The organism is Glycomyces dulcitolivorans (assembly GCF_003265355.1).
In the GTDB taxonomy this organism is placed as follows: Bacteria; Actinomycetota; Actinomycetes; order Mycobacteriales; family Micromonosporaceae; genus Glycomyces; species Glycomyces dulcitolivorans.
This window is the reverse complement of the sequence record NZ_QFRW01000068.1, coordinates 15,669-33,454: the sequence shown is the minus strand read 5'-3', so window position 1 is coordinate 33,454 and position 17,786 is coordinate 15,669. Positions and strand designations below refer to the sequence as shown.

Annotated in this window: 16 protein-coding genes; 7 read left to right on the top strand and 9 right to left on the bottom strand. The window is 69.8% G+C overall.

Annotated elements, in window-relative coordinates:
* Positions 1-9: 9 nt before the first annotated feature.
* The 8 genes from DI269_RS05145 to DI269_RS05110 form a co-directional block, all read right to left on the bottom strand.
* Positions 10-1,050 carry an ABC transporter ATP-binding protein gene (locus DI269_RS05145; protein WP_112134040.1) on the bottom strand — a complete coding sequence of 347 codons (1,041 nt, stop codon included), beginning with the start codon at positions 1,048-1,050 and terminating at the stop codon, positions 10-12.
* Positions 1,040-2,077, bottom strand: a complete 1,038-nt coding sequence (locus DI269_RS05140) for an ABC transporter ATP-binding protein (protein ID WP_112134086.1) — start codon at positions 2,075-2,077, stop codon at positions 1,040-1,042. The genes DI269_RS05145 and DI269_RS05140 overlap by 11 nt, the downstream gene beginning before the upstream one ends.
* A gap of 5 nt (positions 2,078-2,082) precedes the next feature.
* Positions 2,083-3,003, bottom strand: a complete 921-nt coding sequence (locus DI269_RS05135; RefSeq protein WP_112134039.1) for an ABC transporter permease — start codon at positions 3,001-3,003, stop codon at positions 2,083-2,085.
* Positions 2,996-4,006 (bottom strand): ABC transporter permease, encoded by a 1,011-nt coding sequence (locus DI269_RS05130; protein ID WP_112134038.1) that lies wholly within the window; start codon positions 4,004-4,006, stop codon positions 2,996-2,998. The genes DI269_RS05135 and DI269_RS05130 overlap by 8 nt, the downstream gene beginning before the upstream one ends.
* Before the next feature lie 97 nt (positions 4,007-4,103).
* Positions 4,104-5,768, bottom strand: a complete 1,665-nt coding sequence (locus DI269_RS05125; RefSeq protein ID WP_112134037.1) for a peptide ABC transporter substrate-binding protein — start codon at positions 5,766-5,768, stop codon at positions 4,104-4,106.
* A gap of 215 nt (positions 5,769-5,983) precedes the next feature.
* Positions 5,984-6,688, bottom strand: a complete 705-nt coding sequence (locus tag DI269_RS05120; protein ID WP_157974771.1) for a carbohydrate kinase family protein — start codon at positions 6,686-6,688, stop codon at positions 5,984-5,986.
* Between the two features lie 154 nt (positions 6,689-6,842).
* Positions 6,843-7,211 carry an iron-sulfur cluster insertion protein ErpA gene (erpA, locus tag DI269_RS05115; protein WP_112134035.1) on the bottom strand — a complete coding sequence of 123 codons (369 nt, stop codon included), beginning with the start codon at positions 7,209-7,211 and terminating at the stop codon, positions 6,843-6,845.
* Positions 7,212-7,357: 146 nt separating this feature from the next.
* On the bottom strand, positions 7,358-8,461 hold the full coding sequence (locus DI269_RS05110) for a glycerate kinase family protein (RefSeq protein ID WP_198667166.1): 1,104 nt from the start codon (positions 8,459-8,461) through the stop codon (positions 7,358-7,360).
* A 235-nt stretch (positions 8,462-8,696) separates the two neighbouring features.
* Here DI269_RS05110 and nadA point away from each other — a divergent pair, with 235 nt between their 5' ends.
* From nadA to DI269_RS05085, 5 genes are all read left to right on the top strand, one after another.
* The gene (gene nadA / locus DI269_RS05105; protein WP_112134033.1) at positions 8,697-9,863 is read left to right on the top strand and encodes a quinolinate synthase NadA; all 1,167 of its coding nucleotides are present in this window, start codon (positions 8,697-8,699) and stop codon (positions 9,861-9,863) included.
* Between the two features lie 349 nt (positions 9,864-10,212).
* Positions 10,213-11,538 (top strand): UDP-N-acetylglucosamine 1-carboxyvinyltransferase, encoded by a 1,326-nt coding sequence (gene murA, locus DI269_RS05100; protein WP_112134085.1) that lies wholly within the window; start codon positions 10,213-10,215, stop codon positions 11,536-11,538.
* A 69-nt stretch (positions 11,539-11,607) separates the two neighbouring features.
* Entirely contained in the window at positions 11,608-12,261 is a 654-nt protein-coding gene (locus DI269_RS05095; RefSeq protein ID WP_157974770.1) for a DUF3043 domain-containing protein, read from the top strand.
* Between the two features lie 131 nt (positions 12,262-12,392).
* The gene (locus tag DI269_RS05090; RefSeq protein WP_157974769.1) at positions 12,393-13,472 is read left to right on the top strand and encodes a WG repeat-containing protein; all 1,080 of its coding nucleotides are present in this window, start codon (positions 12,393-12,395) and stop codon (positions 13,470-13,472) included.
* A 57-nt stretch (positions 13,473-13,529) separates the two neighbouring features.
* The gene (locus tag DI269_RS05085; RefSeq protein WP_112134030.1) at positions 13,530-14,525 is read left to right on the top strand and encodes an aldo/keto reductase family protein; all 996 of its coding nucleotides are present in this window, start codon (positions 13,530-13,532) and stop codon (positions 14,523-14,525) included.
* Here DI269_RS05085 and miaA read toward each other — a convergent pair.
* Complete coding sequence (gene miaA, locus DI269_RS05080; RefSeq protein ID WP_408612264.1) at positions 14,482-15,552, bottom strand: tRNA (adenosine(37)-N6)-dimethylallyltransferase MiaA; 1,071 nt, start codon at positions 15,550-15,552, stop codon at positions 14,482-14,484. The genes DI269_RS05085 and miaA overlap by 44 nt on opposite strands.
* Here miaA and DI269_RS05075 point away from each other — a divergent pair.
* On the top strand, positions 15,551-16,768 hold the full coding sequence (locus DI269_RS05075) for a DUF349 domain-containing protein (RefSeq protein WP_112134028.1): 1,218 nt from the start codon (positions 15,551-15,553) through the stop codon (positions 16,766-16,768). The genes miaA and DI269_RS05075 overlap by 2 nt on opposite strands.
* 159 nt (positions 16,769-16,927) lie before the next feature.
* On the top strand, positions 16,928-17,662 hold the full coding sequence (locus tag DI269_RS05070) for a tyrosine-protein phosphatase (protein ID WP_157974768.1): 735 nt from the start codon (positions 16,928-16,930) through the stop codon (positions 17,660-17,662).
* Positions 17,663-17,786 lie beyond the last annotated feature (124 nt).

The window sequence follows — 17,786 nt, the reverse complement described above, 5'->3', positions numbered from 1 at the left end:
CCCCGCGGGTCACTTCACCGCGTGCGTGACGTCGCGTTCCTCCGCGTAGAAGCAGGCCGTCGGATGCGTGCCGCCGTCGCCCACGTCAAGCGTCGGGACCTCCTCGGCGCAGTGGTCGGTCGCCTTCCAGCAGCGGGTGCGGAAGCGGCAGCCCGAAGGCGGGTTGATCGGGGACGGCACGTCCCCCTGCAGGACGATCTCCTCGCGGCGCCCGCGCAGGTCCGGGTCCGGGACGGGGACCGCCGACAGCAGCGCCTGCGTGTACGGGTGCCTCGGGTGGTCGTAGATGTCCGGGCCGGTCCCGCGCTCGACCACTTTGCCCAGGTACATGACCGCGACCTCGTCGGCGATGTGGCGCACCACCGACAGGTCGTGCGCGATGAACACGTACGCCAGGCCCAGCTCGTTCTGCAGGCGTTCGAGCAGGTTGATGACCTGCCCCTGGATCGACACGTCCAGCGCCGACACCGGCTCGTCGCACACCAGCACCTGCGGGCGCAGCGCCAGCGCCCGGGCGATCCCGATGCGCTGCCGCTGCCCGCCCGAGAACTGGTGCGGGTACCGGTTGACGTGGTCGGGGCTCAGCCCGACCATGTCCAGCAGCTCCTTCACCTCGTCGGCGCGCTTGGCCTTCGGCACCACCTCCGGGTGGATCGCGAACGGCTCCCCGACGATGTCGCCGACGGTGAGCCGCGGGTTGAGCGAGGTGTACGGGTCCTGGAACACCAGTTGGATGTCCCGCCGGAACGGCCTGATCCGCCGCGCCGACAGGTTCCCGATCTCCTTGCCCAGCAGCTTGATCGAACCCGACGTCGGTGTCTCGAGCCCGACCAGGAGCTTCGCGAGCGTCGACTTCCCGCAGCCCGACTCGCCCACCACCCCGAGCGTCTGCCCCGGGTACAGCTTCAGGTCCACGCCGTCCACGGCCTGCACGTGCCCGATGGTGCGCTTGACGACCACACCGCTCTGGATCGGGAAGTGCTTGACCAGATCCACGGCCTCCAGGACCGGTTCGGCCCCCGTACCGGCCTGGCCCAGTTCAGCGTTCATCGGTGTAGACCTCCTCGGCGAAGTGGCAGCGCGCACCGTGGAACTCGGCGGGCTCGACCCACGGCGGCACCTCGGTCGCGCACTTGTCCTCCGCCGCGAAGCAGCGGGGGTGGAACGGGCACCCGCCCGGCAGCCGGGCGGGGTTCGGCGGCAGGCCGCCGATCACCTCCAGCTCCTGGCCGACGGTGTCCACGCGCGGGATCGCCCGCAGCAGCGCCTTCGTGTACGGGTGGGCCGGGCGCTTGAACGCGTCGCGGATGCCCGCGCGCTCGACCACCTCCCCCGCGTACATGACCGCGACCTCGTCGGCGACGTCGGCGACCACGCCGAGGTCGTGCGTGATGAGGATCAGGCCCATGCGCCGCTCGGACTGGATCCGCTTGAGCAGCCGCATGATCTGCGCCTGCACCGTCACGTCGAGCGCGGTCGTCGGCTCGTCGGCGATGAGCACCTCCGGGTCGAGCGCGAGCGCCATCGCGATCATCACGCGCTGGCGCATGCCCCCGGAGAACTGGTGCGGGTAGTGGCCGACGCGGTTCTTCGCGTCGGGGATGCCGACCTGGTCGAGCAGCTCGATCGCCTTGAGCCGCGCCTCCTTGCGGGTGGCGCCGCGGTGGACGCGGAACAGCTCCCCGATCTGGAAGCCGACCGACCACAGGGGATTCAGGGCCGACAGGGCGTCCTGGAAGACGATCGCGATGTGGTTGCCGCGCACGGATCTGCGCGTCTCCTCGTTCTGCTCCAGGAGGTCGACGCCGTGGAGGCGCACGGCCCCGCCGGTGATCTTGGCCGGCGGGGTGTCGAGGATGCCCATGATCGCCTGGGAGGTCACCGACTTGCCCGAGCCGGACTCGCCGACGACGGCGAGCGTGCGGCCCTGCTCCAGGGTGAAGCTCGCGCCGCGGACGGCCGGGATGCGCTGGCCGCGCACCCGGAACTCCACGTGCAGGTCGTCCACTTCGAGCAGCGGGGAGTTGAAGTCGGCGCCCGGGAGGGTGTCGCCGATGACGCGGACGGTCTCTGCCACCGGGATCACCTCAGTTTCGGGTCGAGGGCGTCGCGCAGGGCGTCCCCGAAGGTCGCGAACGCGAACACGGTCAGGACGAGCATGCCCAGCGGCCAGGCGAAGAGGTAGACGTAGCCGCCGCCCGCCCACTCGGTGCCCTTGGACAGCAGCACGCCCCAGCTGGTCGCGGGCGGCTGGACGCCGATGCCGAGGACCGCGAGGGCCGCCTCGGTGACGATGATGCCGCCGATGGTGGTGGGCACGACCGCGGTGACCGGGACGATCGCGTTCGGCAGGATGTGCTTGAACATGATCCGGCGGTCGCTGGCGCCGAGGCACTTGGCGGCCGTGACGTAGTCGAGGTTCTTCGTCTCCAGCGTGGCCGCGCGCGTGTACCGGCAGAACTCCATCCATCCGAAGAGCGCCAGGGAGATCGCGGCCGGCGCGATGGTCTCGAACAGGTTGTCGGCGGCGACGCGGCCGCGGAACAGGCTCAGGATCAGGACCGCGCCCATGAGCATCGGGATGACGATGAACACGTCGAGGCCGCGCGAGATGAGCGTGTCGATCCAGCCGCCGTAGTAGCCCGAGAGGATGCCCAGGACCAGGCCGACGAGGACCGAGGCGACGATGACGACCAGCGCCAGGGTGATCGTGGGCCGGGTGCCGTGGACGAGGGTCGCGGCGAAGTCGCAGCCGAACGCGTCCGTGCCGAGCGGGTGGTCCCCGGTGAACCAGGTGTCGGGCCGCAGTTTGGCCTCGCGGCCGATGCAGACCGTGGGGTCCTTGTCGGTGAACAGGCCCGGGAGTGCGGCCATCGCGAACACGAAGAGCAGCACCAGGGTCGCGATGATGACGTCGGGGCGCTTGCGCATGGTCCGGAACGCGTCCGACCAGAGGGACGCCTGCCGCTCCGCGGTCGGCGTCGGGGCGGTCAGCTCACTCATAGCGGATCCTCGGGTCGAGTGCGGCGTAGAGGAGGTCGACGATCAGGCTCACGAACACCACGACGACCGCCGAGACCGTGAGGCCGACGATGACGAGGTTGCCCTCCTGGCGCTGCACCGCCTGGAAGATCATGCGGCCCATCCCGGGGATGCCCATGACGCCCTCGGTGAGGACGGCGCCGGAGAGCATGAACGCGAACAGGAAGCCGATGCCGGTGATGATCGGGATCATCGAGTTGCGGATGACGTGCACGATCGTGATGCGCATCGGCTTGAGGCCCTTGGCCCTCGCGGTCCGCACGAAGTCCGAGCCGAGGTTCTCCAGCTGGCTGGCGCGGATGAGGCGGGTCATGGTGGCGAGGCCGACCGTGCCGACGATGATGCCCGGGATGATGATCGTCGTCCACGGGTAGTCGGGGTTGTAGTTGGGTCTGAACACCTGGCCCATGAACGACTCGGTGCCCCAGATGTCCCTGGCCCAGCGGGTGAGCGGGACCGCGATGATGTACACGTAGGACAGCAGGATGAGGAACACCGGGATCGAGTCGGCGAGGATCGTGGTGCCGCGCACGGTGTGGTCGATGAACTTGCCGCGGTGGCGGGCGGCCCAGGTGCCGAGCACCATCGCGACCGTCACCAGCGTCACGGTCGCGAAGATGAACAGCCGCAACGTGTTCGGGATGTAGATCGCGAGGAGCTGGCCGACGTCGCGGTTGCCGTTGAGGGTGGTGCCGAAGTCGCCCTGCACGAAGTTCTGGAGGCGGTCGACGAACGGCGCCAGGCACGGGTCGCCGACCCGCTCGTAGCACTTGTTGTCGAGGCCGTAGAGGCGTTCGACCTGCGCGAGCATGTTCGGGTCGGGCGTCCGGTCGCCGCCGAAGAACAGCAGCGCCGGGTTCCCCCTGATCTGGACGGACAGCACGGTCAGGTAGTGGAGCAGGAAGAGCACGATCCCGAGGGTCAGAAGCGCCTGGAGGAGGCGGCGGATCACATAGCGTCCCATGGTTCTTTCCAATTCCAGAGGACCCCGGGGCGGGGCCGCCGCGGCATGCTCTCGCAGCCGCGGCGGCCTCGCCCGGGCGGTCTTCAGTTGTCGGGCGCTACTCGGCGATCGTGACTTCGCGCAGCTCGCAGTCGCCGCCCGGTCCGCTGTAGATCGGGTGGACGTACACGTTCTCGAGCCGCTCGGTGTAGAAGTAGTTGAACCGCTCGCCGAACACCGGGACGCTCGGCATGTCCGCGGCGAGGATCGCCTCGGCCTCGGCGTAGAGCGCGACGGCCTCGTCGAGGGTCGCGGCCGCGCCGGCCTCCAGGATCTTCGCGTCGTAGTCGGCGTTCGCCCAGCCCTGGTCGTTCACGTCGGGGCCGCCGCCGTAGATCGGCTCCAGGTAGTTCTCGTTCAGGTTGTAGTCCGGGCCCCAGCCGGAGCGGAACGGGCCGTCGACGCCGTGCTCCTCACGCGTGGCGAGGAACTCGGGGAAGTCGAGCGTGACGAGCTCGTACTCGATGCCCAGCGACTGGGAGATCGAGTCGCCGATGGCGCGGAAGATGTCCACGTTGTCGGCCGCGTCGTTCACCCAGATCTGCATCTTCTCGCCCTCGGGCCAGCCGCCGGCCTCCTCCAGGAGCGCGGCCGCGGCCTCGGGGTCGTAGGTGCAGAACTCGCCGCAGGAGTGCGTGCCGCCGCCGAGGATCGAGTCGGGCACCCACTGGTCGAGGGCGTAGAAGCGCTCGGGGCCGACGACGTTCGCGACGCCCTCGCGGTCGATCGCCATCGAGATGGCGCGGCGCAGGTTGACGTCCTGGTACTGCGGGTCGTACAGCGGGAACGCGAGCATCAGGATGCTCGGGTCGTCCTGCTGGATGTGGCGCGACTCCAGGTCGGGGTCGTTCATGGCGTTCTCGTAGTCGGCCGCGGTCGGGCGGCAGACGTCGATGTCGCCGGTGAGGAAGTCCGCCCAGCAGTCGTCGCCTTCGAGGTAGACCTTCCAGTTGACGGCGTCGATCTGCGCCGGCATGTCGCCCGCGTAGTCCTCCCAGCGGACGGCGGTGCCGCCGGCCTCGATGTCGTAAGGCTCCTCGAACATGAAGGGGCCGTTGCCGATCGGCTGGGCCTCGCAGGCTTCGAGGTCGGCCAGGCAGGCCTCGGCGACCGGGTAGAACGCCTCGTAGCCGAGCATGGTCGGGAAGCCGATGAACGGCGCCGCCAGCTTGACCTCGATCGTCAGGTCGTCGACGGCGGTCACGCCGGAGAGGTGGGTGACGTCGATCGGGGCCCACTCGGTGACCTCCGGGTCGGCCCACTGGTCCTCGGGGAGCGGGTCGGGGTTCATCTCGGCGTAGCCCTCGAAGGTGCCGAAGAAGTAGTTCAGCGGCAGCGCGTTCGAGGCGAGCGCGGTCCGGTCCCAGGAGCGGATGAAGGCGTCGGCGTTCACCGGCTCGCCGTTGTGGAAGGTCAGGCCGTCCTTGATCTTGATCGTCCAGACCTGGTTGTCGGGCGAGGTGATCTCCTCGGCGACGAGGTTCTCCGGCTCGCCGGTCTCGCGGTCGTAGTAGACCAGGCCGTCGTAGACGTTCTTGATGATCCGGTAGCCCTCGGACTCGCCGGAGCCGCCCGGGACGAGGCTGCGGATCTCGCCGATCTGCATGTTGACGGTGCCGCCGCTGCCGCCGCCCTCGCCGTCGACATCGCCTTCATCGCCGGTACAGGCAGCGGTGGATACCGCGAGCCCGGCGACCGCCATGGCGGCCACCGTCATTCGCATTCGTCGCACTGGGAACGCTCCAAGGGTGTGAGTGGGTCGTGGGATAACTCACACCATGTCGCACAACACAACTAAAGAAAAGAGTACGTTGTGAAATCGTTACCCGCCGGACGGTAACCAGAGACCTTGCGCATGCATTGTTGCGGCGGTATTGCCGCCTAAATCCCGCTTTATGAGACGAGTGTTTCCGTTGCGGGTCAATAGGACCCGTGAGTTCACTCGGGCAACAGGTAGGCGGAGGCCTCGGCCGCGGCGGCGGGTCCGTAGGACTGCTCCAGGCGGTTCACGAAGTCCACCGGGTTGACCGCGTACCCCTGCGGCCCGACCGATTCGAGCGCCAGCGCGGTGAGCTGGCTGCCGACCTCGGAGGCGCGGCGCAGGCTCATGCCCCAGCCGAGCCCGGACAGGAGCCCGGCGGTGAACGCCTCGACTCCCCCTGCGGGGTCGATGATCTCGTGGGCGCGGGCGAACGGGACGCGCACGCGGTCCATGTCGTGGCCGGCGATCTCGACGCCGTCCTGGTCCAGTGTGGTCACCCGGACGCGGACGCGTCCGAGGATGTCGTCGTCGGCGAGGCCGGTCGTGGCCTGGAGCAGGTGGTACCGGTGCTCGCTGGTGACGAGGAACTTGGCGCCGGTGAGGAACTCGACGGCCTCATCGCCCTCCAGGTCGCCGGGGTCGGCGCTGAATTCGAGGCCGAGGTCGCGGGCCTGGTCGGCGTAGGCGTGCATGGCCTTCGCCTCGGCCGGTCCGATGTGGATGAGCCCGAGGGACCCGCCGCGCTCCATGACCTCGATGAGGTCGAGCTCTTCGGCGCCGAGGACGACCGGGGCCTGCCCGAGGCGGGCCATGCCGTGGCCGACGGCCTCGGCGGTCGTTCCGGTGACGGCGGTCTTCATGCCTTGCACGACAAGTGCCACTGAAAGGGTCCTCGTTACGGTCGGGGACGGGAAGTTCGGATTCGGAAAATGCGGGACGAAAGCGGATCGCCCGCCGGGGGTCGCCCAGCCTAGCGCACGGCGAAGCCCGGCCGGCGAAAGCGTCCGACCGGGCTTCGAAAGTCTGGCCGGAGGCCTAGTGGAACGAGTCGCCGCAGGCGCAGGACCCCTGGGCGTTCGGGTTGTCGATGGTGAAGCCCTGGGCGTCGATCCGGTCGGCGAAGTCGATGCTCGCGCCGATGAGGTACGGGATGCTCATCTTGTCGACGATCACGCCGAAGCCCTCGTAGTCCTGGACGATGTCGCCGTCGCGCACGTCGGTGTCGAAGAACAGGCCGTAGCGCAGGCCGGAGCAGCCGCCGGGGCTGACCTCGACGCGCAGGCGGAGGCCCTCTTCGCCTTCCTGCTGGATCAGGGCTTTGACCTTGACGGCCGCGGCCTCGGTGAGCACGACGCCGACCTTGGCGTTGTCCTTGACCTCGTCAGCCTGCTGAGTGGCGCTCACTTGCTACTCCTCTGATGTGTGCGAACCCGGGTCGACCGGGTCCAATCGACCCGTCAACAGTACCCAACCGGATCAGCGGCGTCGCTATTCCCGCTATCAGACGGGGAACGGTGAGACGCATCATCCCGGCCGGTATCCGACGGTACCTATGCATGCCATTCCTTCGCCACCTTCTCGGCGAGCGAGGTCAGTCCCTCGACCGGTCTGGCCATGGCCTCCTCCGCACTGCCGAGGAGTCCGGTGACGGAGTACACGCCCGCGAGGCCCGGGTGGGCGTCGAGGTCCGAGCGCCCGGCGAGGACGAGGCAGGGCTTGCCGTGGGCGGCCGCGCCCGCGGCGACCTCGGCGGCGAGCTTGCCGCGCAGGCTCTGGGCGTCGAAGGAGCCCTCGCCGGTGATGACGAGGTCGGCGGCGGCGATCTCGGCGTCGAGGCCGACCGCGTCGCAGGTCAGGCGGGCCCCGGACTCGCGGGAGCCGCCGAGGAGGAACAGGGCGAAGCCCATGCCGCCGGCGGCCCCGGCGCCGGGGTTCTCGGCCGCGCCGTGCAGGCCGAGGGTGTCTTCGAGGGTGCGGGCGAAGTGGGCGACGGCGCGTTCGAGGGCCTCGACGGCGCGGGGGTCGGCGCCCTTCTGGGGGCCGAAGACGCGGGTGGCGCCGTGGGGGCCGAGGAGGGGCGAGTCGACGTCGGTGGCGGCGGTGAAGATGACGCCGCGGGTGCGGGGCTGGCCCTCGACGCCGTGGACCGAGATGAGCCCGCCGCCGCCGTAGGGGACGGGCTCGCCGGCGATGTCGCGAAAGACGCAGCCGAGGGCGGTGAGCATCCCGGCGCCGGCGTCGTTGGTGGAGGAGCCGCCGAGGCCGATGACGACGCGGCGGGCGCCGCTCTCGACGGCGTGCGCGATGAGCAGGCCGACGCCGTAGGTGGTGGTGCGGACGGGGTCGCGCTCCTCGGGGGCGAGGAGGTGGAGGCCGCAGGCGGCGGCGGACTCGATGTAGGCGGTGTCGCCGTCGAGGAGGTAGTCGGCCTTGATCGGGCGGCCGAGGGGGTCGACGGTGTCGACGGTGCGCAGCTGCGCCTTCGGCTTGGCGCGGGCGAGGACCTCGGTGAAGCCGGGGCCCCCGTCTGCGAGCGGGAGGGTCGCGGCGGTGTCGCCCGGGCGGGCCCGCAGCCAGCCTGCGGCGACGGCGTCGGCGGCTTCGCCGGCGCTCATGGTTCCGGCGAACTTGTCGGGAGCTATGAGGATGCGCACATGTAGAGGGTAGTGGATGCCGGGGAGTGCGAAGCAACCGCTTGCCGGACCTGAGTCGCCCCCGGTCTCAAGACTGCCCGAGGGGTGTGACGAGAACGGCCGGACGAGTTTGCGGGCAGGCGGCATCGCATCGAGCCTGCTGGGCCCCCGGGCTCAAGGGTGCCCGGCGGGTGTGACAGGACGGGCCGGATTCGAGGGGGCTGAGGAGGGCTCGGAAAGGTCTAGGATTGCGGCCATGACGGGCTTCACTGAACCTGCGAACACCCAGACCGCGCTCCTGCTGCTGGGCCGGGGCTCCGACGCCGGCTCCGAGCGCGGCGTCGACTGCCCCGGCGAGCTGCCCGCACCGTCCGACCCGGACCTGGTCGAGCGGGCGAGGGCCGCGAAGGAGGCGCTGGGCGGCAACGTCTTCGTCCTCGGACACCACTACCAGCGCGACGAGGTGATCCAGTTCGCCGACGTCACCGGCGACTCGTTCAAGCTCGCCCAGCAGGCCGCGGCGCGCCCCGACGCGGAGTACATCGTGTTCTGCGGCGTGCACTTCATGGCCGAGAGCGCCGACATCCTCACCGGCGGGCACCAGAGCGTGATCCTGCCGGACCTGGCCGCCGGCTGCTCCATGGCCGACATGGCCACCGCCTCCCAGGTCGAGCAGTGCTGGGAGGACCTCAAGCGCGTCGGGATCGCCGAGGCGACCGTCCCGGTCACGTACATGAACTCCACCGCCGCGATCAAGGGCTTCGTGGGCCGCGAGGGCGGCATCGTCTGCACCTCCTCGAACGCCGAGCGGGCCCTGCGCTGGGCCTACGACCGCGGCGAGAAGGTCCTGTTCCTGCCCGACCAGCACCTGGGCCGCAACACGATGGTCCGCGACATGGGCTACTCGCTCGACGACTGCGTGCTCTACAACCCGCACAAGCCGAACGGCGGGCTCACCGACGACGAGCTGCGGAACGCGAAGATCATCCTGTGGAAGGGCCACTGCTCGGTCCACGGGCGCTTCACGGTCGAATGCGTCGAGGAGATGCGCCGCACCGACCCCGGCGTGAACATCCTCGTCCACCCCGAGTGCAAGCACGAGGTCATCGAGGCCGCGGACTACGTCGGGTCGACCGAGTACATCATCCGGCAGCTCGAAGCGGCCGAGCCCGGCTCCTCGTGGGCCATCGGCACCGAGCTGAACCTGGTGCGCCGCTTGGCGAACCGCTTCCCGGACAAGAAGATCTCGTTCCTGGACAAGACCGTCTGCTACTGCTCGACGATGAACCGGATCGACCTGCCGCACCTGGTGTGGACCCTTGAGGAACTCGTGGCCGGGCGGGTGCCGAACGTCATCACCGTCGACGCGCAGACCGCCTCCTACGCCCGCGAGGCCCTCGACCGGATGCTCGCACTGCCGTAGACCGCGCACCCGGAGTCGTTCGCCACACGGTGAACGATTCCGGGTCCCCCGAACGTGTCATCGATGTACCGCGGGTGCGCATGATCACCGAGGGTTATACCGCTACCTGGGCGTTTTCCCTGTGGCTATTCCGTTATCGTTGGTCCGCCGCGCTGATTCACGTCCGGCAAGCAGGCGACGTGGCGGTTGACTCCCAGTGAACGAACACTTCCCCGGGAACCGGCCTTCGCAGCCGCGGCCGAGCTTGCGAGCCGTAAATTTGCATAGACGCATCCCGGCTTCCGTACCAGTACTCCACTCCATCCGAGGAGACCTGTTGAGCAGCACCGACGCCACCCCCGCAGAAGACATGCTGATCATCCACGGCGGCACCCCCCTCGAAGGCGAGGTGACCGTCCGCGGCGCGAAGAACCTCGTCTCCAAGGCGATGGTCGCGGCCCTCCTGGGCACCTCCCCCTCGGTGCTGCGCTCGGTCCCCGCGATCCGCGACGTCGAGGTCGTCACCGGGCTGCTGCGCGTCCACGGCGTCGACGTCGAACTCGACGGCGACACGCTCTACATGGACCCGACCTCGGTCGAGTCCGCCGGCGTCGAGGAGATCAACGTCCACGCCGGCACCAGCCGCATCCCGATCCTCCTGTGCGGGCCGCTCCTGCACCGCCTCGGCCGCGCGTTCATCCCCGACCTCGGCGGCTGCAACATCGGCGGCCGCCCCATCGACTTCCACCTCGACGCGCTCCGCCAGTTCGGCGCGGTCGTCGAGAAGGACGCCGCCGGCACCCACCTCTCGGCCCCCAACGGCCTCCACGGCATCCGCTACGAGCTGGAGTTCCCGTCGGTCGGCGCCACCGAGCAGGTCCTGCTCACCGCCGTCATGGCCAAGGGCACCACCGAGCTGCGCAACGCCGCGATCGAGCCCGAGATCATCGACCTGATCTGCATCCTCCAGAAGATGGGCGCGATCATCAAGGTCCACACCAACCGGGTGATCGAGATCGTCGGCGTCGACGAGCTCAAGGGCTACCGCCACCGCGCGCTCCCCGACCGCATCGAGGCCGCCTCGTGGGCCTCCGCGGCGCTCGCGACCGAGGGCAGCGTGTTCGTGCGCGGCGCCCAGCAGGCCGACATGATGACGTTCCTCAACGTGTTCCGCTCCATCGGCGGCGCGTACGAGGTCGACGACGACCCGGTCGAGGGCGGCATCCGCTTCTGGCACCCGGGCACCCCGCTCAAGCCGGTCGCGCTGGAGACCGACGTGCACCCCGGGCTCATGACCGACTGGCAGCAGCCGATCGTGGTCGCCCTGACCCAGGCCGACGGCCTGTCGATCATGCACGAGACCGTGTACGAGAACCGCTTCGGCTACACCTCCGAGCTGCGCCGCATGGGCGCCAACATCGAGCTGTACTCCGACTGCCTCGGCGGGACCCCGTGCCGCTGGGGGCGCCGCAACTTCCTGCACTCGGCCGTCATCGCCGGGCCCTCGAAGCTCCACGCCGCCGACGTCCAGATCCCCGACCTGCGGGCCGGCTTCAGCCACCTCATCGCCGCCATGGCCGCCGAGGGCACCTCGCGCGTCTACGGCGTCGACCGCTACATCACCCGCGGCTACGAGAACTTCGAGGAGAAGCTCCTCGGCCTCGGCGCGAAGATCGAGCGACCTGTCACGAAATAGGGTGTGATCCGGGCGTAGGTATGCTTGGGGGACCACCGCCCGCAGCGAGTTGAGGAAGGCCGATCGTCCGTGGCCAAGAAGTCCGTACAGGAAGCTCCTGAAACCGAGGAACCGAAGCCGGTTTCGGCCACGGACAAGAAGGGGAAGGCCACGCCCAAGCGGCCCAACCAGTCGAAGGCCAAGCCGCCGGTCAACCCCCCGCTCACCAACAAGGAGAAGCGGGAGGCCGTCAAGAAGAGCGGCCCGCTCACCAAGGAGCAGAAGAAGCAGGCGCGCGAGGACGTCAGAGCCGAGCGCGCCCGCATCGCCGAGGGCCAGTGGAAGGGCGACCCGCTCTTCGACAAGTACCACCTCCCCCGCGACCGCGGAGCCGAGCGCCTGCTCGTGCGCGACATCGTCGACGCGCGCTGGTCCATCGGCCAGTACTACATGTTCGGCGCCTTCGCGATCCTCATCTTCTCGACCGCCGGCTCGATCCAGCTCCAGAGCTACCTGTTCATCGGCCTCCTCGCCCTCACCGGCGCGATCGTCATCGAGTCGGTGTTCCTCAGCCGCAAGGTCAAGCGCATCGTCCTGAAGCGCTTCCCGAAGACCACGCAGCGCATGGGCGGCCTCTACTGGTACGCGATCCAGCGGAGCATCATGCCGCGCTCGATGCGCAACCCGCGCGCGCGCATGAGCTACAAGGCGACCGAGGACGACCTCGGCAAGATCGTCAAATGAGCGGGCGGGGCCGGCCCGGCCCCGCCTCCGAAAAGCGATCGTGCCCGGGGTCGCTCGACTGTCCCTCCCCGGTCGCGATGGCTTACCCTCGAAACTGACGTAGCCCTCTCTGACCCCGGAAAGTAGTCAACGTGGTTGATGTCGCGGCGGACTTGCGGGCGGGGCTGTTCCGCGCCCTCGGCCCACTCGATCGCGCCACCATGCGCCACGCCATCGCCGACACCGGCGCGCTGCAACAGATACGCGAGGAAGCCACCCTCAGGTTGTCCCGGCACGCCGCCGAAGCCGACCAGTCGCGGCTCCTCGGCGTGCGGGCCGTCATCCTCCGCGTCCTCGGCGACTTCGACGGCGCCGAAGTCGACGCCGCGGCCGCCGTCAAGTACGCCGAAGCCGTCGGCGCCGACCTGCTCCTGGCCCCCGCCCGCGCCCGCCTCGCACAGATCCTCCGCGTCCGCGGCCGCTACGAGGAGGCCGACCAGCTGTTCGCGCTCGCCGAGGCCGGCGAGCTCCCGCGCACCCTCACCGGGGCCGTCCGCGCCTACGCCGGGCTCTCGTGCATCGCCCAGGGCCGCATCACCGAATCGCTCATCCACGTCCAGCGCGCCTCCGAGCAGAACCCGCACGGGTTCGTCATGCAGATCGTCGAGACCGCCCTGTCCCTCATCGAGGAGCACGCCGCCAAGTACGGCTTCGGCGCGCCCCCGCGCGGGTGGGCCGAACGCGCCGGGCACCCCGCCCCCGACCGGTTCCAGGACCCCCAGACCGGCCGGTACGGGTACCTCGGCCCCGACGGGCGCCCGGTCGTCCAGGCCGCGTTCAGCCAGGCCGGGGACTTCCGCGGCGGCGTCGCCGCCGTCTGCCAGGCCGACTGGGGCGCCATCGACAAGAACGGCACCGTCGTCGTCCCCATGCTCTACGGCGCCATGGAGACCCCCACCGCCGACGGCCGCACCGTCACCGGGTTCGTCAACGGCGTCGCCATCGCCGCCCAGCGCGGCCGGGTCCTCGCCGTCCACAAGACCGGCCGCGTCGTCGTCCCCCCGCGCTACCAGCGCATCGAGGTCCACCCCGCCGGGTTCCTGGTCACCGACGGCTACTCGTGGGGCGCCCTCGGCTTCGACGGCAACGAGCTCGTCCCCGCCCGCGTCGACCGGGCCGAGGCCATGCGCCAGCTCGACGGCGCCGTCTCCATCGACGACGGGCCGCTCTAGGGGCTGTGATCATGGTTGCCTTTGCCGCTAGCCGCGCGGCAGGTAGGCTTTCGGATCATGGAGTTTCGTCATCTCGGCCGCTCTGGCCTCGTAATTTCCGAACTGGTCTACGGCAACTGGATCACCCACGGCGGGCAGGTGGAGGAGGACGCCGCGGTCGCGTGCGTCAACGCCGCCCTCGACGCCGGGATCACCACCTTCGACACCGCCGACGTGTACGCGCAGGGCGCCGCTGAAGAGGTCCTCGGACGGGCCCTCAAGGACCAGCGCCGCGACGGCATCGAGATCTTCACCAAGGTCTACTGGCCGATGGGCCCGGGCAAGAACGACCGCGGCCTGTCCGCGAAGCACATCAAGGAGTCCATCGACAACTCCCTGACGCGCCTCCAGACCGACCGCGTGGAGCTGTACCAGGCCCACCGCTGGGACGTGGAGACCCCGCTGGAGGAGACCATGCAGGCGTTCGCCGACGTGGTCCACGCCGGCAAGGCCCACTACATCGGCGTCTCCGAGTGGACCGCCGACCAGATCCGCGCCGGAGCCGAGCTCGCCAAGGACCTGAAGATCCAGCTCGTCTCCAGCCAGCCCCAGTACTCGGCCCTGTGGCGGGTCATCGAGGCCGAGGTCGTCCCGGCCTCCGAGGAGCTGGGCATCGGCCAGATCGTGTGGTCCCCGCTGGCCGGCGGCGTGCTGTCCGGCAAGTACATGCCGGGCCAGGCGGCCCCGGCGGGCTCGCGCGGCGCCGACCCGAAGTTCGGGCGCTTCGTCGAGGGCTGGCTCAAGGACGACGTGCTGGAGCGCGTCCAGCAGCTCGGCCCCATCGCCGAGGACCTGGGCCTGACCATCGCGCAGCTGTCGCTCGCGTGGGTCCTCAAGAACCCGAACGTCTCGGCCGCGATCATCGGCGCGACCCGTCCCGAGCAGGTCGTCGAGAACGTCAAGGCCGTCGGCGTGACGCTCTCCGACGAGGTCTACGCCAAGATCAACGAGCTGCTGGAGCCGGTGGCCGTCACCGACCCGAAAGAGACGACGGCTCCGAACCCGCGCGCGTGAGCGCCTTCGCGAACAACTGAGGATCGGCCGCATCGAACCATTCGATGCGGCCGTCCCGTTTGAACCAGGAGCGCTGGCGGCGTACGAAGCGCCGCGTGCCCTGCACGGTGAGGCGGAAGGCCTCGAACTCGTCGTACTCCCCCGCGAAGTGGGCGAGGACCTGCTGGTACCCGAGGGCTCGTGAGGCGGTGCGGCCGCCGCGGAGTCCCTGTGATTCGAGTTCACGGACTTCGGCGAGGAGTCCGGCGTCCCACATGGTCTGGACGCGGTGCTCGATGCGCTCGTCGAGGACGGGGGTGTCGAGGTCGACGCCGATGCGGACGGCCTCGATGTGGGCCTTGGGTTCGGGCAGGGAGGCGGTGAAGGAGCCGGTGAGCTCCACGACTTCGAGGGCGCGCACGACGCGGCGGCCGTTCGAGGGCAGGATCGCCTTCGCGGCCTCGGCGTCGCGCTCCTTGAGGCGCTCCCACAGGGCGGCCGAGCCGTCGCGTTCGAGTTCGGCTTCGAGGCGGGCGCGGATGACGGGGTCGGTGCCGGGGAAGTCCATCTCGTCGAGGGCGGCCTGGACGTAGAGGCCGGAGCCGCCGACGAGGACGGGTCGCTTGCCGCGGGCTCGGATGTCGCCGATCGCCTCGCGGGCGAGGCGCTGGTAGCTGGCGACGTCGGCGGGCTCGGTGACGTCGAGGACGTCGAAGACGTGGTGGGGGACGCCGCGGGTCTCCTCGGCGGTGATCTTCGCGGTGCCGATGTCCATCCCGCGGTAGAGCTGCATCGAGTCGGCGTTGACCACCTCGCCGTCGAGCGCTTCGGCGAGCGCGACCGACAGCGCGGTCTTGCCGGCCGCGGTGGGCCCTACGACGGCGATCACCGGCGGTTGTAGGGTGGGTGTGCCGCCGATTTCGCTCCTCAATTGAATGACCCCCTCGAATCGTGCGGCCCCGACCCGGCTGGCGGCGACCCGCCGACCACCGTAAGGTACGGGAAATACGTCCCCAAGTTCGTGTGAAGGATTTGAGATTACCGCGATGAGTGACCTCGGAGACTGGACCAGCTTCGGCCGCATCGACGCCGACGGCACGGTCTATGTGAAGACCTCCTCCGGCGAGCGCGCGGTCGGCTCGTGGCAGGCCGGCTCCACCGAGGAGGGCCTCGCGCACTTCGCGCGCAAGTACGCCGACCTCGTGGTCGAAGTCGATCTCATCGCCGCCCGCCTGAACTCGGAGTCCGCCGACGTGGAGCAGGCGGCCTCGCAGCTGCGCAAGCTCCGCGAGGGCCTGGACACCGCCGCCGTCGTCGGGGACGTCGAGGGCCTCGCGACCCGCCTGGACGGCCTGTCGAAGCACGCCGAGGAGAAGCTCGGCGAGTTCAAGGCCGCGAAGGAGTCGGAGCGCGCCGAGGCCGTCGCCGCCAAGGAGGCCCTCGTGGCCGAGGCGGAGGACCTGGCGTCCCGCGACAGCCACTGGAAGGCGTCCGGGCAGCGCTTCAGCGAGATGATCGAGGAGTGGAAGGCGATCCACGGGGTCGACCGGAAGACCGATCAGAAGCTGTGGCGGCGCTTCTCGGCCGCGCGCGACACGTTCACGCGCCACCGCGGGGCCTACTTCTCGCAGCTCGACGCCGAGCGCAAGGTGATCGGGTCGAAGAAGGAAGAGCTGATCGCCCAGGCCGAGGCGCTGTCGACCTCGCAGGACTGGGGGCCGACGGCCGACGCGCTCAAGGGCCTGATGGCCGAGTGGAAGGACGCCGGGCGGCTGGCGCCGGACGCCGAGCAGAAGGCCTGGAAGCGGTTCCGGGCGGCGCAGGACGTCTTCTTCAACGCGCGCTCCGAGGTGTTCTCGGCCCGCGACGCGGAGCTGGAGGCGAACCAGGCCGCGAAGGAGGAGCTGCTCAAGCAGGCCGAGGCGCTCGACATCGAGGCCGACCCGAAGGCCGCGCAGAACGCGTTCCGCGAGCTCCAGGCCGGGTGGCACGACATCGGCGCGGTCCCGCGCAAGAACCAGGCGAAGCTCCAGCGGCGCCTGCGTACCGTCGAGGACAAGCTCCGCGACGCGCTCGACACGGCGTGGCGCAAGGTCCCGGTCGACGAGAACCCGCTGCTGCTCCAGATGCGCCAGCAGGTCGCCGAGGCCGAGGAGAAGCTCGCGCGCGCCAAGGCCGACGGGAACGCCGGCCGGATCAAGAAGGCCGAGTCCGAGCTCGCGGGGAAGAAGCAGTTCCTCGCCATTGCGGAGGGCGCGAAGTAGACGACGGCCGCCGTTCTCCCGGGGTCGGTTCGGACGCATGAGGGCGTTCACGGACTCGTCGGGATAATGGGATGAGGGCTACGACGGCGTGGACCGGTGCGGTCCGCGCCGTTCGCTTTGCCCGAACCGACCATGTCCCCCAGACAGGAAGGCAGCCGAATGACCCTCGAAACGCTCCCCCAGCAGTTCATCGACGCCGAGAAGGTCTTCAACCTCCGGGACGTCGGCGGCTGGGACGCCGCGGACGGCAGGAAGGTCAGGACCGGCCGGGTGTTCCGCTCCGACAACCTCGGGATGGCGAGCGAGGACGACCTCGACCTGCTCGTGAACCGGCTCGGGGTCCGCCACGTGATCGACCTGCGCCGGGCCGAGGAGTGGGAGATCGCCGGGCGCTTCCCCGAGATCGACGGCGTCGAGTTCCACCACTTCGAGCTCCTGCACGTCAAGTGGGAGAACATCGGCCGCGAGTACCCGGCGGGCGCCGACGTGGTGCCGTTCCTGCGCCAGCGGTACTCGGGCATGTACGAGGCCGGGTACCTGGCGGTCCGCGACTCGCTCGACGTGATCGCGGCCGGGGAGCCGGTCCTGTTCCACTGCATGGCGGGGAAGGACCGGACGGGCCTGGTGGCCGCGGCGCTCCTGTCGGTGCTCGGCGTCGGCGAGGCGGACATCGCCCGCGAGTACGAGCTGTCGAACTTCGGGATCACGCGGTGGCGCACCTGGCGCGACGCGAACCTCGGCAAGCCGGAGACCGAGAGCGGCCTGACGACGCCGGCCGAGGCGATGCTGGAGACGATCGCGGAGATGAACGCCCGCTTCGGGTCCATGCGCGAGTACGTGGCGGCGACCGGTTTCGACCGGGACGATGCGCTTCGCTCGCAATTGCTGGAATAGTCCCGGCCCGCTCTTTGGGACGGGCGAATGTTAAATCTCGCCGACGAAGCGGTTACCGGACCCGTTGCGGTGCAACGGGTCCGGTGGCTCTGTTCGCCCACCGCAGTGTTACTTACCGGTCGGC